20 protein-coding genes are annotated in these 24,614 nt (G+C 44.2%); 18 read left to right on the top strand and 2 right to left on the bottom strand.

Annotation, left to right across the window (positions count from 1 at the left end):
- The first annotated feature begins 154 nt into the window (after positions 1-154).
- From E4U82_RS16990 to E4U82_RS16980, 3 genes are read left to right on the top strand one after another with little or no spacing between them, the layout of a single operon-like run.
- Entirely contained in the window at positions 155-895 is a 741-nt protein-coding gene (locus E4U82_RS16990) for an ABC transporter ATP-binding protein (protein ID WP_135111370.1), read from the top strand.
- The gene (locus E4U82_RS16985; RefSeq protein WP_135111369.1) at positions 873-1,889 is read left to right on the top strand and encodes an ABC transporter permease; all 1,017 of its coding nucleotides are present in this window, start codon (positions 873-875) and stop codon (positions 1,887-1,889) included. Before E4U82_RS16990 ends, E4U82_RS16985 begins: the two co-directional genes overlap by 23 nt.
- 26 nt (positions 1,890-1,915) lie before the next feature.
- Complete coding sequence (locus E4U82_RS16980) at positions 1,916-2,554, top strand: TetR/AcrR family transcriptional regulator (RefSeq protein WP_245183627.1); 639 nt, start codon at positions 1,916-1,918, stop codon at positions 2,552-2,554.
- A gap of 73 nt (positions 2,555-2,627) precedes the next feature.
- Here E4U82_RS16980 and E4U82_RS16975 read toward each other — a convergent pair whose 3' ends face one another.
- Positions 2,628-3,029: a hypothetical protein gene (locus E4U82_RS16975; RefSeq protein WP_135111367.1), complete on the bottom strand. Its 402-nt coding sequence runs from the start codon at positions 3,027-3,029 to the stop codon at positions 2,628-2,630.
- A 162-nt stretch (positions 3,030-3,191) separates the two neighbouring features.
- On the opposite strand from E4U82_RS16975, the gene E4U82_RS16970 reads away from it, so the two are divergent.
- The 3 genes from E4U82_RS16970 (at position 3,192) to E4U82_RS16960 (ending at position 7,101) form a co-directional block, all read left to right on the top strand.
- Positions 3,192-4,268, top strand: coding sequence for a glycosyltransferase family 4 protein (locus tag E4U82_RS16970; RefSeq protein ID WP_135111366.1), 1,077 nt, complete (start codon positions 3,192-3,194; stop codon positions 4,266-4,268).
- A gap of 126 nt (positions 4,269-4,394) precedes the next feature.
- Positions 4,395-5,282: a UTP--glucose-1-phosphate uridylyltransferase GalU gene (gene galU, locus E4U82_RS16965; protein WP_135111365.1), complete on the top strand. Its 888-nt coding sequence runs from the start codon at positions 4,395-4,397 to the stop codon at positions 5,280-5,282.
- A gap of 358 nt (positions 5,283-5,640) precedes the next feature.
- Positions 5,641-7,101, top strand: coding sequence for an APC family permease (locus E4U82_RS16960; protein WP_135111364.1), 1,461 nt, complete (start codon positions 5,641-5,643; stop codon positions 7,099-7,101).
- 71 nt (positions 7,102-7,172) lie between these two features.
- On the opposite strand, the gene E4U82_RS16955 is transcribed toward E4U82_RS16960, so the two are convergent.
- The gene (locus E4U82_RS16955; protein WP_135111363.1) at positions 7,173-7,865 is read right to left on the bottom strand and encodes a C39 family peptidase; all 693 of its coding nucleotides are present in this window, start codon (positions 7,863-7,865) and stop codon (positions 7,173-7,175) included.
- Positions 7,866-8,042: 177 nt separating this feature from the next.
- Between E4U82_RS16955 and E4U82_RS16950 the strand changes: the two genes are divergently transcribed.
- The 12 genes from E4U82_RS16950 to E4U82_RS16895 all read left to right on the top strand — a co-directional run.
- Positions 8,043-8,717: a hypothetical protein gene (locus tag E4U82_RS16950; protein ID WP_135111362.1), complete on the top strand. Its 675-nt coding sequence runs from the start codon at positions 8,043-8,045 to the stop codon at positions 8,715-8,717.
- A gap of 407 nt (positions 8,718-9,124) precedes the next feature.
- A complete protein-coding gene (locus E4U82_RS16945) occupies positions 9,125-10,255 on the top strand; it encodes a glycosyltransferase (protein ID WP_135111361.1) in 1,131 nt (376 codons plus the stop codon).
- Between the two features lie 6 nt (positions 10,256-10,261).
- Positions 10,262-11,392 carry a glycosyltransferase gene (locus E4U82_RS16940; RefSeq protein ID WP_135111360.1) on the top strand — a complete coding sequence of 377 codons (1,131 nt, stop codon included), beginning with the start codon at positions 10,262-10,264 and terminating at the stop codon, positions 11,390-11,392.
- Between the two features lie 12 nt (positions 11,393-11,404).
- Positions 11,405-12,208, top strand: coding sequence for a glycosyltransferase family 2 protein (locus E4U82_RS16935; protein ID WP_135111359.1), 804 nt, complete (start codon positions 11,405-11,407; stop codon positions 12,206-12,208).
- A gap of 148 nt (positions 12,209-12,356) precedes the next feature.
- Positions 12,357-13,145 (top strand): ABC transporter permease, encoded by a 789-nt coding sequence (locus tag E4U82_RS16930; RefSeq protein ID WP_135111358.1) that lies wholly within the window; start codon positions 12,357-12,359, stop codon positions 13,143-13,145.
- Between the two features lie 82 nt (positions 13,146-13,227).
- Positions 13,228-14,775, top strand: a complete 1,548-nt coding sequence (locus E4U82_RS16925) for an ABC transporter ATP-binding protein (protein ID WP_135111357.1) — start codon at positions 13,228-13,230, stop codon at positions 14,773-14,775.
- Between the two features lie 30 nt (positions 14,776-14,805).
- Entirely contained in the window at positions 14,806-16,716 is a 1,911-nt protein-coding gene (locus E4U82_RS16920) for a glycosyltransferase family 2 protein (protein ID WP_135111356.1), read from the top strand.
- Positions 16,706-19,012, top strand: coding sequence for a glycosyltransferase (locus E4U82_RS16915; RefSeq protein WP_245183626.1), 2,307 nt, complete (start codon positions 16,706-16,708; stop codon positions 19,010-19,012). Before E4U82_RS16920 ends, E4U82_RS16915 begins: the two co-directional genes overlap by 11 nt.
- On the top strand, positions 19,006-20,481 hold the full coding sequence (locus E4U82_RS16910) for an ATP-grasp fold amidoligase family protein (protein WP_245183625.1): 1,476 nt from the start codon (positions 19,006-19,008) through the stop codon (positions 20,479-20,481). The genes E4U82_RS16915 and E4U82_RS16910 overlap by 7 nt, the downstream gene beginning before the upstream one ends.
- A gap of 39 nt (positions 20,482-20,520) precedes the next feature.
- Positions 20,521-22,149 (top strand): acylphosphatase, encoded by a 1,629-nt coding sequence (locus E4U82_RS16905; RefSeq protein ID WP_135111355.1) that lies wholly within the window; start codon positions 20,521-20,523, stop codon positions 22,147-22,149.
- 30 nt (positions 22,150-22,179) lie between these two features.
- Entirely contained in the window at positions 22,180-23,808 is a 1,629-nt protein-coding gene (locus E4U82_RS16900; protein WP_135111354.1) for an acylphosphatase, read from the top strand.
- A gap of 202 nt (positions 23,809-24,010) precedes the next feature.
- Positions 24,011-24,614 (top strand): transposase (locus tag E4U82_RS16895; protein ID WP_135111353.1); only part of this gene is annotated, 604 nt, incomplete at its 3' end.

The raw sequence follows: 24,614 nt of genomic DNA, 5'->3' as shown, positions 1-24,614 counted from the left end.
CTCTTGTTGTTTAAAAACAACTTCTTTACAAATATATCCTCATCATATAATATAGTGAGTAATCACTCACATACTCACATACTCACATACTCACATACTCACATACATACATACTCACAAGCGCCAATCACATAAACCAAATGGAGGGCTCAACATGTCTGACGTTGTCAAAATAGAAAACATTCAGCACGGCTACAATAAACAGACTGTGCTGAAAGATGTGAATCTGGCCATTCCGGAAGGCGGGCTGTTTGGACTGCTTGGTCCATCAGGCTCCGGTAAAACAACGCTCGTCAAAATTATCATGGGCCTACTGACGCCTGACAGTGGAAGAATTAAGATTGCGGGTGACGAAATGCCGTCATTCAAATTGATGCAGAAAATTGGTTATATGGCTCAGTCAGATGCATTGTACAACGAGCTAACGGCCAGAGAGAACATGCAATTTTTCGCAACACTGTACAGGATTCCTAAAGGTGAGCAAACAGAACGAATTGCTGAAGCGGCCAAAATCGTCAATCTGTCAGACGTACTTGACGACACGCTGGAGACATTTTCAGGTGGTATGAAACGGCGTATGTCACTGGCAATCGCCTTGGTTCACCATCCGCAACTGCTCATCCTTGATGAGCCGACTGTCGGGATTGATCCTGTTCTCCGTGCATCGATCTGGGAGGAACTGCGAAAAGTGCAACAAGCGGGCACAACCATCATCATCACGACCCATGTCATGGATGAGGCGGAAAAGTGTGACAGTCTGGCACTTTTGCGGGATGGTTATCTCATCGCGCATGGCAGTCCCGATGATTTGAAAGCAAAAAGTGGTACAGAAACGCTTGAAGCAGCATTTTTATATTTTGGAGGTGCCGGCCATGCGCATTCAGGCCATCGTTAAACGGGTCATCCGACAGTTTTTACGGGATAAACGCAGCATTGCCCTCATGATGGTCGCACCACTCCTGATCATGACGTTGCTGTGGCTTGTTCTCGATATGGAAGATTATGTTCCGACAATCGCTGTCACAGATGCGCCCGAACCACTGATGGAAGCACTGGAGGAGCAGGATGCCACGATTTTGGAGACTGATAACAGCCATGGTAAAGAAGTGATTGAGGACCAATATGCGGATGCCCATCTCTTGTTTGCGAACAACCAGCCCGACTTAACCATGGAAGGCAGCAATCCGACCGCAACATCCGCCGTCCGGAATGTCGTTAGTACCGCCGTCAAACAGCTTAACCCGAACACACCTGGTTTGGACATATCGTTTCTCCATGGATCATCCGACTTAAACTTGTTTGATAATACAGGTTCCGTTTTAATCGGATTCTTTGTTTTCTTTTTCGTGTTTATTATCGGCGGTGTGTCATTCTTGCGTGAACGGACGCAGGGGACGCTGGAACGGATGATGGCTACTCCGCTCAGGCGCTGGGAGATTGTCATCGGCTACCTGCTTGGATTCGGCATCTTTATCATTATCCAGTCCATCATCGTCGCAGCATTTTCCATTTACGTGCTGGATATTTATATGGCAGGTTCATTTCTGTCAGTAATGGTCATTGCCATTTTGTTGGCTATTACGGCACTGAGCCTGGGGACATTGCTATCGGCGTATGCCAAAAATGAATTCCAGATGATCCAGTTCATCCCGATTGTCATCGTACCACAGGTCTTTTTCTCCGGCGTTTTTCCGATTGAATCAGTGGAATGGATTAATGCGATTGGAAAAATGATGCCGCTCACGTATGGGGCGGATGCATTAAAAGCGATTATGATACGGGGCGATGGGTTGAGCACGGTCGCCATGGATATTGCCGCATTGATCGGTTTTTCAGCGGTGTTCATCAAACTGAATAACACCGCTCTCAAGCGCCACCGGAAATTGTGAAAACAGGCTGGAAAAGGAGGATGACCATGTCAGATATGATTGACACATTGCGCCATGACGAAAAAATGACGCCCAAACAAATCGAGATTCTGAAAGCAGCCATCGAGCTGATCTCGGAAAAAGGCTATTACAATACATCAACAAGTGAAATTGCGGAGCGCGCAGGTGTCGCTGAAGGAACCATTTTCCGTCATTACCGTACCAAAAAAGACTTGCTCATCAAGATAGTTAAGCCTGTCATTACGGACTTCTCAGCGTCGTTTTTTGCCGAACAATTCGTTCATCAGGTATTCCGTGAAAAGTATGGCCACTTTGAGGATCTGCTTTATGCGTTCATTAAAAATCGTTTTGAGTTTGCACAGTCCAACGTGCCACTGATAAAAATTCTGCTCCAGGAGCTGGCTTTTCACCCGGAAATCCAGACAGCGTATAAGCGGGCTTTTAGCGAGAAAGTCTATCCAGCCCTTAATCAGGCTATCGATTTTTACAAACAAAAAGGTGAACTCCGGGACCTGCCGAACGAGACGATTATCCGCATGGTAGTACCGTCCGTATTAGGGTTTATGATGACACGGTTTATTTTAAAGCCAGATCAAAATTGGGACGATGAAGCGGAGATAAAGCAGACGATTACGGTTATTATGGGCGGTGTGGGAGGGACATAGGGACGGAGGCAATGTCCCAGCCGAACCACCTGTCCCGCAGCAAAAAGCGCACCCGCAACAGCGGATGCACTTCCTATGGCATCATGGTCATTAAGCCAACGAGGGAGGCAATTGGGATGAATGTCACCAATGAAATGGCGATCATGGCAAATTTATGAATCGCCATTCTTGCTTCTTCTTCAACATCCACTTTCTTTTGCAGGTACATGAATAAAGCGCCAAACCCCGCTAATAGTATAATGATGAGGCCTGGTGCATACAATTGCCCCGTGTTTTCAACCGGTTGCGCACTGGCAAGACCAAACACAAGGAGTATAATCGGGATCGCTTCAGCAATGGCTACCCCAATAAAAAAACTTGTCTGGATCTTCTCGAACTGTTCAGGGTTTTCGCGTATTTTTTCCAGATTCACCTTGTAAAGAATAACGATCGAAATGACGGCAAACAAGGCCGCTGCCACAAAAACGTATGCCATGAAGGCGCTCCCCCTTTGTTTATGTTATCCATTACAGTTTACTGGATTGCAGCAATCTCCTCAATATGTTGTTGCATTCATTTGCCCCGACCACCCATATTCCGCTATAATTTAACCAATATCACCACCGATCGACAACGCGTATTTCCGAGGAGACAGACCATGTTACATTATACCGATTTGGCGATTGCTTTTTCCATCGCACTTATGGCAACCTTTCTGCTAACATATCCCGTTAAAAAACTATCCATTAAAATAAAAGCGGTTGACTTGCCGAACTACCGGAAAATACATAAAGCGGTTACCCCCAGGCTGGGTGGCCTGGCCATATTTGCAGGTGTGTTTTTAGGTGGACTTTATTTGCATCCACACCACCAACATCTTCCCGAGATTATTCTTGGTGCAATTGTCATCCTCATCACCGGTGCACTGGACGACCGCTTCTCCATACGACCTGTCATCAAATTGACCGGTCAGCTGATCGCTGCCTCTTTTCTCATATCTTCCGGTCTGATCATCGAACGGGTTACACTCCCGGTGATCGGTATGGTGGATCTTGGATTTGCAAGTGTGCTCATTACGGTGCTTTGGATCGTCGGCATCACCAACGCGATTAATTTGATCGATGGACTGGACGGGCTTGCAACAGGTGTCACCACGATCGCACTTACAAGTATGTTCGTCATGGCAATGATTGACAGCCAAGTTCTGGCGGCGTACTTATGTATCGTCCTCATCGGTGCGAACCTTGGCTTTTTGTATCACAATTTTTATCCGGCCAAAATTTATATGGGTGATACGGGGTCAAATTTTCTAGGTTACATGATTGCGGTTGTTTCGATCGTTGGTCTGTTTAAAAATATTGCCTTGTTCAGTTTCATCATTCCGGTCATCGTACTGGCAGTGCCGATCTTTGACACGCTGTTTGCCATTGGCCGCCGCGCTTATAACAAGGAGCCGATCATGATGCCGGACAGTAAGCACATTCATTATCAGCTGATCAGAGCCGGGTTCAGTCACCGGAAAACTGTACTGATCATTTACGGATTCAGCACCCTGTTTGGCGTGATGGCCATCCTCTTTTCGTACGCCAGTCTGACAACCGCCCTGCTCGTCACATTTTTAGTTCTGCTCCTGCTGCATATTTTTGCGGAAATGGGCGGTTTGGTCATGGGAGGCAAAAAGCCTGTTATGGATTCGGTCGGGCGATTGTTTCGAAAGCGGGAGAGGGAGCGATAGAATTTCGTTTGCTGTGCCGGTTTTAGCATTTGCTCTTTTACTTCAGTGGGGAAACACGCCCCACTGAATGAAGTTTCACTTTATAGAAAAAGTCATTTACAATAGAACCAGACAAGGAGGGTCAGCATGCAGCAAATCAAAAAAGCAATCATCCCCGCAGCAGGACTTGGAACAAGATTTCTCCCGGCAACGAAAGCGATGCCGAAAGAAATGCTCCCAATAGTGGATAAACCGACGATCGAATATATTGTTGAAGAAGCAATTCAATCCGGCATTGAAGATATTATTATCGTCACGGGTAAAGGGAAGCGCGCGATTGAGGATCACTTCGACCACTCACTGGAGCTGGAGGATAATTTAATCAAAAAGGAAAAATTTGAACAACTGGAGCGGATTAATAAATCGGCAAATGTCGATATTCACTATATCCGGCAAAAAGAACCTAAAGGACTGGGACATGCCATCTGGTGTGCGCGCAAGTTCATCGGTGAGGATCCATTTGCGGTTCTTTTAGGTGATGATATTGTGCAGAGTGAAACACCTGGTTTGAGTCAAATGATCACGGGGTATGAACAGGCAGGAGGCCCGATCATTGGGGTACATAGCGTGCCGGAAGAGGAGACACACCGCTACGGCATAATCGACCCGCTTGAAAAATCCGGCAGCCTGTATCAGGTAAAAGATTTTGTGGAAAAACCGAAACAGGGTACAGCACCATCCAATATGGCTATTATTGGCCGCTACATCCTGACACCGGAAATATTTCACTTTCTTGGCGAGCAAAAAGTTGGTGCCGGCGGAGAGATCCAACTGACTGATGCGATTCAGGAATTGAACAAAATTCAACGTGTGTTCGCACTTGAAATTGACGGCAACCGTTATGATGTCGGGGAACAACTCGGATTCATCCAAACGACCATTGAAATCGCATTGAAACGGGAGGATTTACGTGAACCGTTGATGGCTTATTTAAATGCGTTGCATGAGGAGATGGACCGGAAAAACATCCATTAATCTGCGTGATTGACAGTGTACAAAGTAACTTTTAGCGCGGCCGGCATTCAAACGCGTTCGGGGGAGGGTCCAAACTCGAGCGGGAGTGCGCGGAACTCGAGCAGGATCCGCCCCAACTCGAGCGGGAGCGCCCCAACTCGTGCGCGAACAGCAATCTAAAATTCGCGGCAACAAATACTTTTAGCCCTGAATTCGCTCAAAATGGACGATAATCCACACTCACCACCATAACAAAGTCATTTGCTCTGAATTCATATCAAATCTCACACATTTTCCCACCCAAATGAATTTTGCGAAAATACCCGGAATTTGGTATAACAGAGGGGTATCGAATAAGAGATCAAAAAGGAGACAAAGCATGGAAGAACGAACGACACTGAAGAGGTCATTAAAGCCACACTGGGTCTGGGCGATTGCGCTGGGTTCCTCAATTGGCTGGGGAGCATTTGTGCAGCCGACTACCTGGATGTCTACAGCAGGCCCGCTGGGTGTTATTCTGGGTTTTGGCATTGGTGCACTGCTGATGATGCTGATTGCTGTGAGCTACGGGTTTCTCATCAAAAGTTTTCCGGTATCAGGCGGAGAGTTCGCCTATTCCTATGTCAGTCTGGGACGCACACACGCGTTCATTAGCGGCTGGTTTTTGACGCTCGGCTATTTGTGCATTGTCGCGCTGAACGCCTCTGCATTTGCGTTAATGGTTAAATTTGTTTTCCCGGCATTGCTTGAAAATATGCACATGTACACGATTGCCGGATGGGATGTTTATTTCACTGAAGTTATCATCGCATCGGTTTTATTAGGTATTTTCGGTTATTTTAATATAAAAGGTTCGAGTTTTTCCGGACGCATGCAATTTGTATTTTGCTCCATCATGATTCTTGGCGTTGTGGCAATCGCCTTCATGGTCGGTGCACAGCCCGGGGCAGGGTTTTCCAATGTTAACCCATTGTTCCCGACGGACACAACGGCGTTCGCAGCCATTATTTCAATTGTTGCCATTGCACCGTGGGCGTATGTCGGTTTTGACAATGTTCCACAGGCGGCGGAAGAATTCCATTTTTCATCCAGAAAAGCTTTCTCATTAATCATCCTGGCGATTTTCTTTGCTGCGTTGCTTTATAGCCTGATGATTCTCTCGACAGCGATGATCGAGCCATGGCAGGCACTCGTTGCCCAAGGAGAAACATGGGGAACCGGAGCGGCAATTCAAGGGTTGCTTGGCAATATGGGGCTTGTCATTTTGGTGACCGCACTCACTATGGGCATTTTTACAGGCTTAAACGGATTCATCATCTCATCAAGCCGTCTGTTGTTTGCCATGTCCCGGGCGAAAATTATCCCGGAGGCCTTTTCGAAACTGCATCCGAAATACAAAACGCCATATGTCGGCATCATCTTTACTGTCGTCGCATCGGCACTGGCGCCATGGTTCGGCCGCCAGGCATTGACATGGGTGGTCGATATGTCATCTGTCGGTGTTACAATTGCTTATTTTTATACATGTTATACAGCGTTTACGTTATTTAAATGGTCGAAGGATAAAGATTTCAATCCGAAAAAACATGTCGTCGCACCGGCGAAAAAAACCTTTGCCACGCTAGGCATGACGGCAAGCGTGGTATTCCTCGGGCTTCTATTAATCCCGGGATCACCGGCCGCACTAGGCATGGAATCATTTATCGCGCTCGTTATTTGGATTATTCTCGGCATGACATTTTATCTGGCCAACCGCGAGGAACTCAAAAATATACCAAAAGAAGAGCTCAATTATCTGATTCTTGGTAGTAAGAAAATCGAAGCCAAAAACCGCAGCTGAATTCTTTTGCCGGCCAAACAAAACACCCCGGAGCTGTTCGAAGGCTCCGGGGTGTTTTATATCCAAGATTATTAAACAACTAAGGTTACAGCACGGCCACCCATCGATCGCCAATTCTGCACAAAAAGCTCCCGATTGTAATATTCCGCTTTTCCGGTGTGTGGGTCATGCGCAACTACATGATCACCTTCGATCCCTGTCAGCACAACGGCATGCTCGTTCTCGTACCAGTCAACCCCATCACCATGGTCATCTGTCCACGTTTTACCGTAAAATGTTTCGCGCTGTTCAAGCGTCGTCCAGGCCATCACGGGTTTTCCCGAACGAATGATAGCCAGAATCGCCTCAAACGACTGTCCGGTCAAATTAACACCTTTGTCAGGCATGAACGTCTCGATTGTTTCCAGTATCGGCCCTTCAAATACGCCAAAACTGCCGTCATCGGAGTCGGTATAAGGGTTGCCGACAAATGCTTTATTTGGATGAGTGCCTTTCCATTTCCCATTGACCATCTTCACTTTGGATCCCTTAGGCAGTGCATCAGCCACCTCATACTTGCTGACCGGCTCGCTGCTAGCCCAGCTCAACAGCATGGCCAGTGACGTCGCCTCACATCCCGTTGGCAAATCAGGATATTGGTGGTAGAGTGGGACACCTTTGATTTTTGTATCTAAACTTGGCGCCAAAACCCTTTTACGTCCAGTGATGGTAAAAAATACAAATAGACCAATTCCTATAAATCCGAGTAAGCGTTTTGATGACATGTTACCATCTCCTGCGATTAAGTATTTATAAGGTAACTATAACATAAGTGGGAGCCTGCTAATCTGCATCAAAATTCGTCATTTAATTTACTTTTAAACAAGTTTTTTATAAACTGTAAGTAATCCAATATTTGGAGGTGCACCATGGATCGGTCGAGAATGAGGAAAATCGTGATAGTGGGAAATATAATGGGTGTAATAGCTATTATTTTAATTATGTCATTGCATGAATATACGCCATCAAGATTTATTAAGACATCTGAGGAAACAGAGACTAATTATTTAGATAAAAAGACAGCGCGCAATCAACCTGTCACAAATGCCAGAAGAAGTAACAAGGAATATATACTTCCCGTACGGTTTGAAAAAGACAAAGCGGAAAACGGTTTTAAGGAAGATGCTGAGAAAAAGACAGTGGACCTGACTGATGATTCAACAGAGGAAAAGATAGACATTGGAACAGAAGGTCATCATGTAACAAATACTCAGGAATCAATTGTCAATTATTCAAGCGAAAGTACTTCAACTAGGACACAACAAACAAAAACGAGATCATCGACGCCCAATGATAATAAAAAAAAGAAAAGCAAGGGAGATAAAACGTCAGACGGGGAAACTATCAAGAAGAAAAAACAAAATAAAGATAAGGCAACTAAAAGTAGCAAGCCTGATGATGATCTGGCCCCGAATGGACCTGACTCAGAGTCGCCTGGAAAGCCCGACAAACCAGACACAGAACCGCCTGAAAACCCCGACAAACCAGACCCGGGATCGCATGGAAACCCTGGTGAATTAGAACAAGATAGTATAGAAGAGCCTGGCGATCCAGCCCCTCCCGAAGATGACGACTAAGAACCATTTGGCTGAAGAGAAGTTTAGTAATACAAACAACACTAGTCGCGCAACCCGGTCAATCACCAGGTTGTTTGCTCTTACCGAATCAAAAATAGTGCCAATTGATTATCGGTTACCCCAATTGGATCTGATGGTAAACAAACGCTTAATATTTTGGGAAAGGTTAATACCGGTTTCCATCTTACCATCGTCAAAACAGGTCTGTGGAGTGCAGAGATGATTAAGTATGACTTTAAACGCGGAAGTTAGTCATGATCTACGCCTTTATTCATTAAAAGAATGATTTGAAATGCTCAAATCCGTTACTATTTCGACAATTTATTAATTTGCGCTGCTGTGGTATAATGCGCCTTGAGATTAATAGAAGCAATATAAAGATTGACCTTTAGGGAAGGCTGAATACCGTGAAAAAGATCAAAGTCCTTTTTTTTATTTATGAAATGGGTGCCGGCGGAGCAGCCAGAACAATGCTGAACATCATCAACAATCTGGACAGAACACAATTTGAACCAGTGCTGGTCACCTTGAATTATAATGGAAGCTATGAAGACGATTTGAAGTCAGATATAACGTTTATTAAACTTGACACGAAACGATTGCGTTCAGCCATTTTCCCATTAGCTAAAGTAATCCGAAATGAACATGCAGATATCGTCTTCAGCACAATTCCGAACTATAATACGATTGCCATCCTGGCCAGACTTCTGTCGTTCACATCAGCAAAAAGTGTTATCCGGGAAGCGGCTTATTTAGGTGGTAATTTTTCAATGGATATGAAATTAAGAGCCTATGGATTATTATATCGACTGTCCAGCAAAGTTATAGCACTGTCTAACGGTGTTAAGGACAATGTCGTCAAACGCTATAACGTCAATCCGAGAAAAATTCAAGTGATCTACAACCCGGTCGATGTGGACGGCATCCAGCGTCAGATTGATAACGGCAAAATAGCTGAGGAACATCAAGCTATTTTCAAAAGTAAAGGAAAAGTGATCATAACAGCCGGCAGACTAGTCAAAGATAAAGATCATCATACACTGCTTTGCGCATTGGCACAGCTTAACAATCGATTAAACGCAAAATTGGTGATCCTCGGCGAGGGCGAACTGGAAACTCCATTGAAGATAAAGGCAGAAGAACTTAATATTGCCGACAAAGTCCATTTTTTCGGATTTCAGCGCAATCCCTATATTTATTTCAAACATGCCGATTTGTTTGCACTCTCATCACTCCATGAAGGGTTCGGCCATGTATTGGCTGAAGCACTGGCAACAGGAACCCCGGTTGTTTCTACCAACAGCAGGCCGGGTGCTGCCGAGGTGTTAAATGACGGGGAGTTCGGTGTGATGTGTGAAGTGGGAAATGCTGAAGATATGGCGGCGAAACTTTATGAAACACTGACAATGACTAACGAACAATTGATGCAAATGGTCGATAGAGGCAAAGAACGCGCCAGAGAGTTTGACGCAAAAACGATTGCCAAACAATACGAAGATACATTCATTCAAACAATTGGCTGGAGCGACAGGAGTTGACAAAGTGTGAGTACCCGGAAGCGTGTCGTGCATGTGACAACCGTTCACCATCCATATGACCCAAGGATCTATCATAAGGAATGTATGTCACTGAAAAGCGCTGGCTACGATGTGACATTGATTGCCCAGGAAGCAGAAAGTGGTGCGCAAAAAGAAAAATCGATCAGACACATTCCTGTCAAAACATATAAAAGCAGATTGAAGCGTATGGTTTTCGGGACACGGGAGGCCTATAAGAAGGCAAGAGAATTGGATGCGGACGTTTACCATTTCCATGATCCCGAGCTGTTGCCTGTCGGATGGCTGTTGAAAACGAAACATAATCATGTGATTTACGATATTCATGAAGACTATATTACCAGTATTCTGCAAAAAGATTATTTGAGTAAGCCCATTAGAAAATTAACGGCTTTTGCGTATAAATATGTGGAGAAGTTCTTTTCAAGGAAGATGGAACTATGTCTGGCGGAGAAATATTATAAAGACATTTACCCAAGGGGATACTGTATACTGAACTATCCCACCGTCAATCAAACGTTTGTTCAACATGATCGGAATCAGGAACCATTGGAAGATAAACTGTTGTATACGGGGAATGTCTCATATGTACGAGGAGCTCAGATCCATGCCAAAATTCCGCTGATTCACGACCAGGTGTCTGTCCATCTTGTCGGGAAATGCCCCGGTGATTTGGCGGAAGAAATGTATGATATCGTCGGTGACGAAATAGACCGGCTGAAACTGGAAGGGGTCGACCGGTTTATTGAGAAAGAAGATATCGAAGCCAGATATCTCAGCCGCAATTGGTTGGCCGGAGTTGCTTTATTCCCGCCGACAGAGCATTATAAGCGGAAGGAACTCACGAAGTTCTTTGAATATATGAATGCGGGTCTGCCGGTTCTGTGCTCCAACTTTCCGGTCTGGAAAGAATTCGTGGAGACGTATGAATGCGGATTGGCGGTTGATCCTTACGACGGGGCTCAAGTCAAAGAAGCGATCGATTATTTACGCGACAACCCCGATGAGGCCAAGCGCATGGGGGAGAACGGCAAGCAAGCCGTCATGGATAAACTGAATTGGCATGCAGAGGAAGAGAAACTGGTTGCCTGGTATGACCAATTAACGGCTGAACACTGAATAGGTGATGGTATGGAAAATAAACAGTCGAATCAGGAACAGAATCCGCTCGTGTCCGTCATAACGCCTGCTTATAATGCAGAGGAATTTATTATGGAAACGATGGATTCGGTGATCGCTCAAACCTATTCCAATTGGGAAATGATCATTGCCGATGATTGCTCGTCGGATAGGACAGTCAGCTACATCAAACATTATGAGCAGCAAGATGAACGGATTAAACTCATCGAACTTGCGGAAAACAGCGGATCCGCCATTGCCCGCAACACAGCAATGGAAGCAGCACGCGGTCGTTATATTGCTTTTCTGGACAGTGATGATCTATGGTTTCCGGAAAAGCTTGAAAAACAATTACATTTTATGCAATCATATAATGTTGCTTTTTCATTCACAAAATATGTGCGAATCAAGCAGGACGGTACATTAACAAACACAGTGTCTAAAGCACCCGAATCAGTTGGGTATACGGATTTACTGAAACACTGTGTCATTGGCTGCTTGACTGTCATGATTGACCGTCAAAAGATAGGTCATCTCAAGATGGTCAATATTCGGACAAGACAGGATTATGCTTATTGGCTGGCCATTACGAAAAAAGGCTTCCGCGCATATGGTTTGCCGGAAGTTTTGGCGAAATACAGATCAGTCGAAAACTCGATCTCCAGCAATAAACTAAAGGCTGCCAAACGACAGTGGTATGTTTACAGACAAATCGAGAATCACAACATCCTGAAAAGTTTGTGGTATTTTGTCCATTACGCAGCCAAAGGAATACAAAATATGATTAAATTTAAAATGTCAGCTCGTAATAGGTAAAGTGCGTGTTCAAAAGGAGGATGAAAAGTTCGAGATGGCGAACCTTTGAGCAGCGGAAAAGCAAGCCAACGAAAAAATTTGAAGCCTTTTTACCTGGCTTTTTGAACAACCTCTTAATTGTAAGAATCAGGCGGTGTCATTAATAGTTATGAAAACATATTTACAGGAAATACTAAGACGAAAAGATTTATTATTTTATTTGGTGAAATCGGGCCTGAAAGCAGAGCACCGCAATAGCTATCTGGGCTATTTCTGGTGGTTGCTTGACCCGTTATTGAACGTTCTCGTATATTATTTTTTGGTTGTTATCATTTTGGGAAGAGGTGACGATGTCGAAAACTATCCCTATCCGCTCTTTTTGGTCATCGGCCTTGTTGTCTGGCGTTGGATCAGCTCGGCTGTTAATTCATCAGCGAAATCCATTTTGCGCTACAGTTCGATTATCAATCAGGTTTATTTGCCGAAATCGATCTTTCCGTTATCGTTTACGATTTCACAGATGTTTAACTTTTTATTCGGGTTAATCGTTATTGCTATCTTTTTGGCAATCTTCGGCGTCATGCCGGAGTGGCACATTATCTATTTGCCGCTGCTCGTATTGATAACGATGATTTTCCTCATGGCGGTAGGCTTTGTGCTAGCTTATGTCACTGTATTTGTCAGAGATATTGATAATATCCTGACCTATGTGACGCGGATATTTTTCTATGCGTCCCCAATTATCTGGGTGGGTGGACGATTGCCACCTGAATATAGTTTTTTTGTGGATATTAATCCGATTGCCATTATCGTAACGGCTTATCGGGATATTCTGATGAATCACCAGACACCTGACTTTATCAGTTTGGGGATCATCACAGTGATATCCATCGTGGTGGGTGTCCTGGCGTTGTATCATTATAGCCGGAACGAACACAAGATTATAAAAGCTTTATAAAGTGCGTTTTTCTACTGAATGTTAGTACAGTTAGCCGCCGTTTTAGGGTGGCTGACCGACCATTGATAAAAGAGGTTTTAGCATGGCTGAGGAAAATAATCAGGCAACAGAAGATAAAGTAATTAAAGCGAAAAATATTGGTGTTTATTTTCAATCCGGCAAGCAGCAGGATGACTATAAATCAAAGGTATTTCGCTTTTTCAAAAACCGTGGCAGAATTGAAAGACCGAAAGAAATCTGGCCGCTGAAGGATATCAACTTTGAAGGACTGCAGGGCGAGATTCTTGGGATAATCGGTTCCAACGGGGCTGGAAAGACGACCCTTAGCAAAATCATTACCGGGATACTTCTTCATGACCAGGGTGAAATGCGAGTCGACGGCAAAGTAACCGCCCTGTTCTCATTTGGCATGGGCTTCAATAAAGAATTGACCGGTCGGGAAAATGTGTATTTAAACGGCATGATGCTGGGTATTGACAAAAGCCTGATCAATAAGTATATCGATGACATTCACGTATTTTCCGATCTTGGTGAGTTTATGGATCAGCCAATGAAGTATTATTCCAGTGGGATGAAAGCAAGACTTGGATTCAGTGTGGCAGCCCATCTGGAACCAGAAATTTTAATCCTTGATGAGGCATTAAATACTGGTGACGCTCAGTTCAGTCAAAAAGCAGCCCAGAAAATGAAAGAGCTAGTCAAACGTGCCAAAATGGTAATCATTGTCACCCACAGCCTTCCGTATGCGCAGCGGAATTGTGACCGGCTGATCTGGGTGGATGGTGGTGTCATCCGTGAAGATGGTGATCCGAAAGAAGTTGTTGCTAACTATAAAGCCACGTTGCCACCACGTCCACCCCGGAAAAAGCGCCTCCTGCAGCTTGATAAGACAGAAACAAAGGTACAGGACAGTACCGTGGTGAAAGCGGAAAATGTCGGGGTTTCCTTTCAGTTGAAAAATAAAGGAGAATTCTGGGCACTAAAAAATATGGATTTTGAAATTAAAGCCGGGGAAGTTGTCGGGATTATCGGCCATAACGGTGCCGGCAAGAGCACGTTATGCAAAGTGTTAACAAAAATATATCAGCCTGATGAAGGGCAAATTGAACTGAACGGGGAAACCTCTGCCCTCCTGGGATACGGAACCGGGTTCAACGCACAACTTACCGGCAGCGACAACATCTATTTGAATGCGATGTTGCTTGGCATCCCGAAAAAACGTGTGGATGAAAAATATGATGAGATAGTTGAGTTTTCCGGGATAAAAGCAGCCATTGACAGACCGGTGAAAGAGTATTCAAGCGGTATGAAATCACGTTTGGGCTTCAGCATTGCGGCAACCCTTAAGCCGGACATCTTTATTATTGATGAGGCATTGTCGACTGGCGATTTGGCCTTTCAGGAAAAGGCAAGTGAGCGGATTCAGGATATGATTGAAGGTGCCAAAGCGGTGATCATTGTATCGCATAATATGAATTTTGTTGAAAAAGTATGCACACGTGCTCTCTGGATGGAGCAAGGTCAGGTCCGCTTTGATGGGACTGCTGAAGAAGCTGTCGCCAAGTACCGCGAATCACTGGGGTTAACGAACAATCAGAAGACCGTGAAACGGCAAACCCGCACCAAATAGGCAGATAGACCGTGGAAGGTGGTGGACAATTTGATCAAATTTGTAAAGAAAACAATCAGCAAAATAATAGACTGGCTTTTATATACGGTATTGAATGAACGACAAAAAAAAGCCATTTCCAACCTATTGACGGATAGGAAGAAACACGTACTGCGTAGACTGGTACGGCACGGGAAGAAGCATGATCAAAAATACTTGATAAAACAATTGCGAAACCACCTGTACACGCTGGGCTTTATGGATAAAGCACTATCTGAACTGGAAGAACTCTACCTGAATACAGACGATGCTGATTTGAAACGGATGACTGCCTGGGAACTCGCGCAATGGTATGCCAATAAATATACTGAAGAAGGTGCTCGTCAGGCACTCGAATATCTCCCGGCAGTTATAGAGGGTGAGTCAGATTTTGTTCAATTACGGCGGGCAGCGATTATCAAAGCAGAGAGCTATGATATCCTCAACGAACCGGGTGAAGCCAAAAAAGTTATTGATGATGCGCTTGAAAAAGAGGAGCATCCTGACTTGTATTTGGCATGTGCCAATCTTGAAGAGACGATTGTTACACGAACCAAATGGATCAATCAAGCAATGGCATATTACAATTTACAGCCTGTTTTTTTCAATTCGGATAATGATCCCGTTTCGTATGACGATCTCCAAACAAAACCGCTGGATAGAAAAATCAAAAGCGGCCCGAAAGTTTCGGTTATATTGCCTGCCTACAATGCGGAGGACGGCATCTCGACAGCAATTGAATCCATCCTTTCGCAGACATGGCAGAACCTTGAGCTGTTGGTAGTTGACGATTGCAGTTCCGACAATACGAAGGAAGTTATTCGTGACTACATGACGAAAGATTCCCGGATATCGCTATTGTCCACTCCAAAAAACAGCGGGCCGTATATTGCCCGAAACATTGCTTTAAAAGCAGCCACTGGTGAATTTGTGACCATCAACGATTCTGATGATTGGTCGCATGCCGAAAAAATCGAAACCCAAGCGAAACATCTGCAAAATAACAAAAAGGTAATTGCCAATACTTCGGAACATGCACGGCTGACAGAAGAACTGAAGCTTTATCGACGCGGGACACCCGGCAAATATATCTTTTCAAATATGTCATCGATCATGTTCAGACGGAAGCCAGTACTAAAAAAAGTCGGCTACTGGGACAGTGTGCGCTTCGCTGCTGATGGAGAATTTAAGCGGCGACTTGTTAAGGTTTTCGGCAAGTCAAGGTACGTTGATTTAAAATCCGGGCCGCTTTCCTTGCCGAGACAATCGATCGCCTCCCTAACAGGCAGTTCGGCATTTGGTTATAATGGCTATTTTAAAGGGGTGCGCAAAGAATATGTGGACAGCCTGGAATACCATCATAGCCGGGCGGATTCATTATATTATCCATTCCCGGAAACCGAACGGCCATTTCCTGTCCCTGAGCCCATGTGGCCTAAACGCGAGGAAAAACCATCAGGAAGGCGTTTTTTTGATATTGTCATAGCGGCTGATTTCACGAAGATCGATGAAAGTGAGAAGACACTTCGGGAAATGAAGGCACTAATGGCTGAAAACCGGCGAGTCGGTTTGATTCAAATTTATCACTATGATTTGGCTGAAGATCATGAGGTGAGTCCATTGATACGGGATTTGATGGATCAAAACAAGCTTCAAATGATTGTATACGGTGAAAAAATCGATGCGGATATGCTTGTTGTTACGAATCCGACTGTCATGGAAGACTGGCAGCAATATATACCCGATGTCGCAGCAAGGGAGATCCTTGTCAGTGCCAGCGATATTCCGGAAGGGCTTGATATCAGCCGTTGCCGCAAACATATGCAATCCTATTTCGGAAAAACCGGAACATGGGATAAAGAGGCAACCAAACTCAGTGGCCTCATAAACGGTGGGAAGAAGGTATCTGATTATGCCCATTGATAACCAAACTCTTGATGCCCAGCGAAACAAAAATGCCCAATTGGAACAAGAACTGGCTAGACTGGATCGGGAGCTTGCTGAGAAACAGGATCAGCGTCAGAAGTCTGAACAGCAGTTACTGCAGCGACAGGTGGCATTCGATGCTATCCAGCGCAAATTAAAAGCAGCAAGCCGGTTGAAACGAAAATCTGTCAGGCTTCCGCGGTCTACGGTTGCTTACCTGCTTGGCAGACGGAATAAAAAACAGCTTTACAGCAAAGTGTATAAACAAAAAAAGGCTGAAAATCAATTAAAGAAATATCGTTATTATTTATATGAAGCAGGGTTTACCGAAAAAGCACTGGACGATTTGAAAACCATATACGAACAGCCTGAGAACCGCTATCAAAAGCGAGCGGTTGCGTGGGAACTTGCTTTATGGCATGCCGGTAAATATTCAAAGCAAGGCGCATTGCAGGCCTTGGACTATTTGCCTGTTGTTATGGATGGAGAAAAAGACGTAGACCGTTTGCGGAAAGCAGCCATTATCAAAGCTGAATGCCATGACCTGCTGGGCGAATCGGAAAAAGCAAAGCACGTGATTAATGCAGCACTTGAGATGAAGCATCATCGAGATTTATTCCTTGCCTATGCCAATCTGGAAGAGACGGTTGAAAAGAAGACCGAATGGATTAATAAGACACTGAAAGCTTATGGTTTGCAGCCGGTTTATTTTGCGGCTGATACTGAGGGCGCAGCCAAACCGAGCCAGAGCAATACTAACTCGTGCGAGAGCAGCATCAAAACGTGCGACGCCGACCCCAAAACGAGCGAGAACGTCACGCATTCGAGCCAAAACAGCACGAAAACAAGCGAGAGTTTCACAGGACTGAGCAAATCCATCACCTATGATGACCTGACAACAAAGCCGATGGACAAACAAATCGAAAACGGCCCGAAAGTATCGGTCATATTGCCGGCTTATAACGCAGAAGACGGCATCTCAACGGCAATTGAATCAATTCTTTCGCAAACGTGGCAGAATATCGAGCTACTAGTCGTTGATGATTGCAGTTCTGATAACACAAAAGATGTTGTCCGCGATCATATGAAACAAGATTCCCGGATAACACTCATGTTCACACCGGTAAACAGCGGTCCATACATTGCCCGAAATATCGCACTGAAAGCAGCCACCGGTGAGTTTGTGACCGTCAATGATTCCGATGACTGGTCACATGCGGAAAAAATTGAGATTCAGGCTAAGCATCTGCAGCACAACAAAAACATCATAGCTAATACATCCGAGCATGCTCGGCTAACCGAGGATCTCACATTTTACAGACGTGGAACACCGGGACATTATATTTTTTCCAATATGTCGTCTTTAATGTTCAGACGGAAGCCGGTATTAAAAAAGCTTGGTTACTGGAACAGTGTGCGGTTTGCCGCTGATGGCGAATTCAAACGCAGACTGATAAACGTGTTCGGTAAGCAAACGGTTGTCGACCTTAAAACAGGGCCATTATCACTTCCAAGACAATCTGTCACATCTCTGACCGGCAGTTCGGCATTTGGTTACAGCGGTTTTTTCAAAGGTGTGCGCAAAGAATACGTTGAAAGTTTCGAATACTATCATACACGAGCGGATTCATTATATTATCCTGCAGAACAGTCAAACCGGCTTTTTCCCGTACCGGAGCCGATGTGGCCAACGCCCGAACCGAAGCATAACGGGAGCCGCCATTTTGATATCGTCGTAGCAGCCGATTTTCGATCACCAACCGACCAACTAAACGAAACAATCGGCGAAATTCAGACACATAACGAAATGGGACTTAGAACAGGGTTGGTCCAGATGGCGGAATATAATCTGAACGCAGCAAAAACGGTGAACGCTGATGTACGGAAATTAATTGACGGAAAAAATGTACAAATGCTGGTGTTCGGTGAATCGATCACATGCGATATTCTGCTGATTAAAAATCCGTCCATTTTACAGGAACAACAGCACTATATACCTGACATGGCGCCGGGAGCTGTACTTGCGATCATCGAGCAGCCGCTTGCCGACTTACGGACCTGTTCAAGAAGGCTCACCGCCTATTTCGACAAAAAAGGAAAATGGTACCCGAAAAATCAGGCAATCCGTGGTATATTAGAGACTGACAAGGCTAATGGATTGAGATTTATTAAGTTGGCCAACGACAACTGGCCGGCCATTCATGCTGAAGGAGACACAGCATACGGTGAGTTCCTCGCAAACTGGCTGGTTGATGCGAACCCGTATATTTATGAACGTTTTTCCTCATGTTAGTTGAACAGAATCAGGAAATTAAGGAAACACAGTTACATGAGGAATTGAAGGGGATGGTTACAATCGACAACAATCATAACCATTTAAATAATGTACCAAAAACGAATGATGCTTATCCATCTGAAAAAGAAACGGAATTGGAATTGACAAAACAGCTGTTGGAAAAAGAAGCGAAAATCGCACAATCAGACAAAGCGATCAAGAATAACCAAAAACAGCTTAAACATATCGAAAATAGCAAAACTTGGCAGTACAACAAACCGTTTCAAAAGCTAAGCGGATACAAAAAGGAGCAAAACGAATATATTAGGCATCTGGAAGAAAAGCTAAACGAAACAGAGCAAGTCTTACATGAGACGAAAGAAGAAAATAAGCGACTCATACTGGATAGTCGCAAACCGGATGCCAACAAAATGGAACAATCTGTCAATGAAGCAAAAAATAATGGCACATTGCTGGCATATCTAGGCGATCTCATCGCGCAAAAGAACCAACATGATGCCAACTATAACCGAGCATTACGCCATGCAGCCCGCTTATTCATGAACGAAAAGCAGGACTACCGTAACCTCGTGTATGCCAGCGTCATGGCTGGTTTAAAAATGGAAGATATTCCTGAATTTATGGTACGTGCCGGTTTGACGAATGACATCTCACTGCGGCCGACCGTTTCGTTCCGCTCAAGTTTGAATAGGCGCATGCGACAGCTGCAGCTGACAGGATTGCTGCCAGAGTGGTTATTGGATGATAAACGGACAGCTTATAAATTTGCAGATGAACTCAGGCTAAGGCGACCGTGGACATCAACTGAAATATTCAGCATGACAAACCTGCCTGAAAAATCTGGAATCGTCATTAAACCGGCTGACGGTGCAGGATCTCGCGGTGTCTATCTTGTTCAGGATAATAATGATATAGTAGATATGAAAAGGTCGAAAAAACTCGACAACTGGGATGACCTGAAAGCAAACATGAGACAGAATCTTGAAACCGGCTGGGTCGAAAAAGACGAATGGACTATCGAGGAACTTATTTTGGAGAATGACCGGACACCTGCCAGTGACATTAAATTTTATTGTTTTTACGGCAAAGTCGGCCTCATTCTAGAAATCGTCCGCTATCCGGAGCTGACATATTGCTGGTGGACAGCAACTGGTGAACGCGTCCGCACAGGCAAATATGATGAGGATTTGTTTAAAGGTCAAGGTGTTACCCAGCAAGAAATTGATTCGGCTGCTGACATTAGCATGAAGATACCGGCACCGTTTATCCGGATTGATTTTCTGCGATCTGCGGATGAATTGGTTTTCGGTGAGTTCACACCAAAACCGGGAAATTATGATGATTTTAATGAACCAACAGATAAATGGCTCGGTGACTGCTTTGCTGAAGCAGAAGCACGTCTGACGCAAGATTTAATTAATGGAAGACAATTTGTCGCATACAACAGATTAACAAGCTGGAAATAAACAGTTGCAAAACGGGTAGGGATTTAGGAGGAAGTCTAGATGGTAGAGAACAACACAGAATGGTTACCGCATCTCTCCAGTGAAATTGTATCAGATGTACATGGCAATTTGCTGGACGCCTATGCTGTCGCCCTTGAAGGCTGGCGGAGAGGATTAAAGCTCAGGTGGCATGTTAAGGATTCGGAAAAATTCAGTGAGATGTATACGTGGTACGTTGACAACCCCGGACAGCTTTTTTCGTTAAGCTCCAAAGACCGGACACATTATTTTTTCCGGACACGCGGGGACATCGTAAGTAACGAAGCCGTGGCAATCGGAAAGGATAAAGAAAAAACGAAAGAAGCCTTGAAAAAAGCTGGCGTATCTGTACCAGAGGGGAAACAATTTTCGGAGGAAGCAACCAATGAGTCAATCATTGAATACGCCTCTAAAATAGGTTATCCGCTTGTTCTGAAACCAACGGACGGAAGCTTTGGCAGAGGTGTTATTTCCAATATTACAAGTGAAGGTGAGTTGGACTATTCACTGGAATATGTGCGAACTGATTTGAATTATCCTGATGTGATTATCGAGCATTATATTCGCGGTAAGGAATATCGTATCTATGTCGTTGGTGACGAAGTAGTTGGAGCGATGAACCGGATTCCACCCAATGTGACGGGGGACGGGGTTAAATCAATTGAGTCTCTAATTGAGCTAAAAAATGAGGAACGAGAACTAAACCCGCGTCTTGTTAGTTGCCCAATCACTGCTAATGAAGATGTGATGGACTATATCGGCCGGTCAGGCTATTCATTGGCTACTGTTCCTGAAGCGGGTGAACATGTTTTTCTAAGTGATAAAAGTAACATTTCACTGGGTGGTGATCCAGTGGATGTGCTGGATGAACTTCCGAATGACATTAAGGAAACGGCAGTCAGCGCCATTAAAGCTGTCCCCGGCCTGTTGCACGGAGCAGTGGACTTAATCATTCATCCCGAAAAGCCGGCAGCTGAAGCGGGTTTTATTATCGAACTTAATCCGACAGCACAACTCGGAGGCCTGCTGTATCCTATAAAAGGGAAGTCACGTGATATACCGGCGGCCATTATTGATTATTATTTTCCGGAGACCATGCCGTTAAAAATCGATAAAACGCAAACATATTTTGACTTTCAGGATGTACTGGAGCCGCTACTTTCCAGAGATGCCAGTGCCTCTACCGTTACACCCTCACCTCTGGGGAAACTGTATGTCAAAAAATATACCGTAAGTGGAGACGTTCAAGATATTGGCTATCACCGTGGCTTACGAAAACAGGCATTCGAGCGAAATTTACATGGCTTTGTCATGAATTTGGAAAATGGCGATATTGAAGTTGTAGTAGCCGGTACAGATTCTGAAATGGTCGATGATTTCAGAAATGGACTATGGGAAGATGAGGAACGGGCAAACGTCATGGAAGTTCAGGTCGATGATTATGATGAGGCCATAAAGGTTGGTTTTGAAATAAAGGCCGATTTGAAAACACAACGAGAAGAAATTAAGCAGTTCAAGCAGGAATTTGAGGTAACTGAATTGGCTATGAAGAAAGCTGAAGTTCAACGTAGGAAGCTTTACGAGAGCATGTCATGGAGAGCGACAAAACCAGTCAGACTTTTTGGGGCTCTAATTAAGAAATTCAAATAAATCGTCATGAATAACGGAGGCATATTGAGCATGAAAGAGAAACAGGGAATAAGCCTGCCTCAACTGACAAATGAAATCGTCAAAAATGCAAGAAAGACGCGACTTGATGCATTTGCTGTGGCATTGGAAGGCTGGCGCAGAGGTCTTAAGTTAAAATGGTATACAAAAGACTCGGAAGATTTTGATGATATGATTATTTTCGGTGTTAACCCACCCGGAAGGTTATTCTCACTCAGTTCAGAAGAAAGGACGCACTATTTTTTCAGAACTAGAGGCGACAAAGTAACCAACGAAGCAGTTGAAATCGGCTCTGAAAAAGATGATACGAAGGAATGGCTTGATAAATCAGGCGTTCCTGTCCCACAAGGAAAAGGATTTGAAGAAGATGCTTCAGATGAGGAAATTATTCAATATGCCAAAACACTCGGTTATCCGCTTGTATTAAAGCCGACAAATGCCAGTCTCGGTAATGGCGTTATGACCAATATTCAAAATGAACAGGAATTTATCAAAGCTGTTTACTATGTCCGAGATGAACTGGAATATGGGGAAGTTGTCGTTGAGCAGTATGTTGCGGGTAAAGAATATCGGGTGTACGTTATAGATGGAGAGGTTATCGCCGCTTATAACCGTGTCCCGGCCAATATAATCGGTGACGGCACACATAACATTGAAGAATTAATTGAACTGAAAAATAATGATCGGAAACGAAATGCACGATTAAACAGCTGCCTGATTGAAATGGATAAAGAAATTCTGGAGTTTATTGAGTCGAACGATTATTCGCTTGGGAGCATACCGAAAAAAGGTGAACAAATTTTTCTCAGGCAAAAAACCAATATTTCCTCAGGCGGTGATCCGATTGATGTGACTGATAAAATGCCTGAACACTATAAGGAAGTAGCGATTAACGCCCTGAAAGCTGTTCCGGGCCTTTATCATGGTGGCGTTGATCTTATCGTGAATGACAATAAGGCAGTCGTTATTGAGTTAAACCCCACGGCACAAATTGGTGGAATTCTTTACCCGCTGAAAGGGAAACCACGTAACATACCCGGCGCTATTATCGATTATTATTTTCCGGAAACGAAGGGTATGGATACATCTGATTCCCAGATTTATTTTGACTTGATCGATGTACTAGAGCCTTTGGAAAACAGGTCTGCCCTCGAGGTGGAGGTCGCCCCTGTTCCCATGGGGAAGTTGTATGCGAAACGATTTGTTGTATCCGGGACTGTACAACGGCATAGTTACCATCGCTGGTTAAAGAAACAAGCAATGGATCGCAACTTGCACGGCTATGTCAAAAATATGGTGTTCGATGAAATCGAAATCGTCGTTGCTGGCACCAATAAGGCAGATATCACGGCATTCAAACAAAAGATTGATCAATATCCGCAAAGTTCAAAAGTAAAAAATATTGAGGAAGAGGACTTTCATGATCCGGTCATGGCAGGATTTGAAATTGCAGAAGTCTATAACACCACCAGCTTGAAATCGACCCAATTCGCACTGCGGAAAATGGAGAAAGATTTGAAGCATATGACGAAACAGAAAAATCGGATTGAGAAGGATAATCGGCAAATTATGGATAGTACGTCGTGGCGGTATACTGAGCCGTTGCGGAAATTTAAAGAGAAACTGAAAAAGAAAAGTTAATTTGCAATGTAGAAAGTATAATTTGTCTTCTTTGCAGTTTCTTGTTCCTTATAATTTTTATTTTTTTATTGAAGCGAATGAATTTCATAATTCTTAGCCCTTGTGCGGCAGGAAGTCTAAAACGTAAAAAAGGAAGTACCTCCCCAAATCTTGTATAATGGTAGTTGAGCAAAACAACCAAAAGATTGGAGGAGTACTCCCTATGACCATTATACGACAACCTAGTCTTTTTAGCATCCAAGAATTATATGACATGGAACCTACCCAAAAATACGAAGCGATTATTTCAGCGATAGATTTGGATGCGATTTATCACAACGTAACCAAGAAATCACGGCTTGGCGCACCGGAAGAACTGAATTATGCAGCCATGATTATATCCACTTTTGTGAGATATGTTGAACGCATTCCCACGATCAAAGATCTTGTTAAACGCCTTCATGATGATATTGCTTTTAAGCTGAATTGTGGTTTTCTCGTTTCAGATAGCATCCCTTCTGAAGCCGCCTATTCCCGGCTTGTAACGAAATTGGAGGCGTGTAACATCCTGGAAGAGGAACAAGAAAAAGTGATCCTTCAAGCTGTCGCAGAGGGATTTATCATGGATGATACCGTCGCCATTGATGCCACCCACTTTGAAGCACGTGATCAAGCACCGGCAAAAGAAGAAAAGCCAAAGCCTGAACCGAAAAAACGCGGGCGCAAATCCAAGGAAGAACGGGAACAATGGCTGAAAGAACAAGCTGAAAAAGAGGCCAACTTGCCTCTTTATGACAAGAAAATTGAAGCCCAATTGGACGCTTCTT

The organism is Lentibacillus salicampi, from assembly GCF_004565465.1.
In the GTDB taxonomy this organism is placed as follows: Bacteria; Bacillota; Bacilli; order Bacillales; family Amphibacillaceae; genus Lentibacillus; species Lentibacillus salicampi.
Note: the sequence above shows the minus strand (reverse complement) of the source record. Positions and strands in the feature narration are given on the sequence as shown.

Bases quoted from the DNA above. Each gene is read 5' to 3' on its own strand.
- E4U82_RS16990 (WP_135111370.1), top strand. From the start codon at position 155: ATGTCTGACGTTGTCAAAATAGAAAACATTCAGCACGGCTACAATAAA.
- E4U82_RS16985 (WP_135111369.1), top strand. From the start codon at position 873: ATGCGCATTCAGGCCATCGTTAAACGGGTCATCCGACAGTTTTTACGG.
- E4U82_RS16980 (WP_245183627.1), top strand. From the start codon at position 1,916: ATGTCAGATATGATTGACACATTGCGCCATGACGAAAAAATGACGCCC.
- E4U82_RS16975 (WP_135111367.1), bottom strand. From the start codon at position 3,029: ATGGCATACGTTTTTGTGGCAGCGGCCTTGTTTGCCGTCATTTCGATC.
- E4U82_RS16970 (WP_135111366.1), top strand. From the start codon at position 3,192: ATGTTACATTATACCGATTTGGCGATTGCTTTTTCCATCGCACTTATG.
- galU (WP_135111365.1), top strand. From the start codon at position 4,395: ATGCAGCAAATCAAAAAAGCAATCATCCCCGCAGCAGGACTTGGAACA.
- E4U82_RS16960 (WP_135111364.1), top strand. From the start codon at position 5,641: ATGGAAGAACGAACGACACTGAAGAGGTCATTAAAGCCACACTGGGTC.
- E4U82_RS16955 (WP_135111363.1), bottom strand. From the start codon at position 7,865: ATGTCATCAAAACGCTTACTCGGATTTATAGGAATTGGTCTATTTGTA.
- E4U82_RS16935 (WP_135111359.1), top strand. From the start codon at position 11,405: ATGGAAAATAAACAGTCGAATCAGGAACAGAATCCGCTCGTGTCCGTC.
- E4U82_RS16930 (WP_135111358.1), top strand. From the start codon at position 12,357: ATGAAAACATATTTACAGGAAATACTAAGACGAAAAGATTTATTATTT.
- E4U82_RS16925 (WP_135111357.1), top strand. From the start codon at position 13,228: ATGGCTGAGGAAAATAATCAGGCAACAGAAGATAAAGTAATTAAAGCG.
- E4U82_RS16915 (WP_245183626.1), top strand. From the start codon at position 16,706: ATGCCCATTGATAACCAAACTCTTGATGCCCAGCGAAACAAAAATGCC.
- E4U82_RS16910 (WP_245183625.1), top strand. From the start codon at position 19,006: ATGTTAGTTGAACAGAATCAGGAAATTAAGGAAACACAGTTACATGAG.
- E4U82_RS16905 (WP_135111355.1), top strand. From the start codon at position 20,521: ATGGTAGAGAACAACACAGAATGGTTACCGCATCTCTCCAGTGAAATT.
- E4U82_RS16900 (WP_135111354.1), top strand. From the start codon at position 22,180: ATGAAAGAGAAACAGGGAATAAGCCTGCCTCAACTGACAAATGAAATC.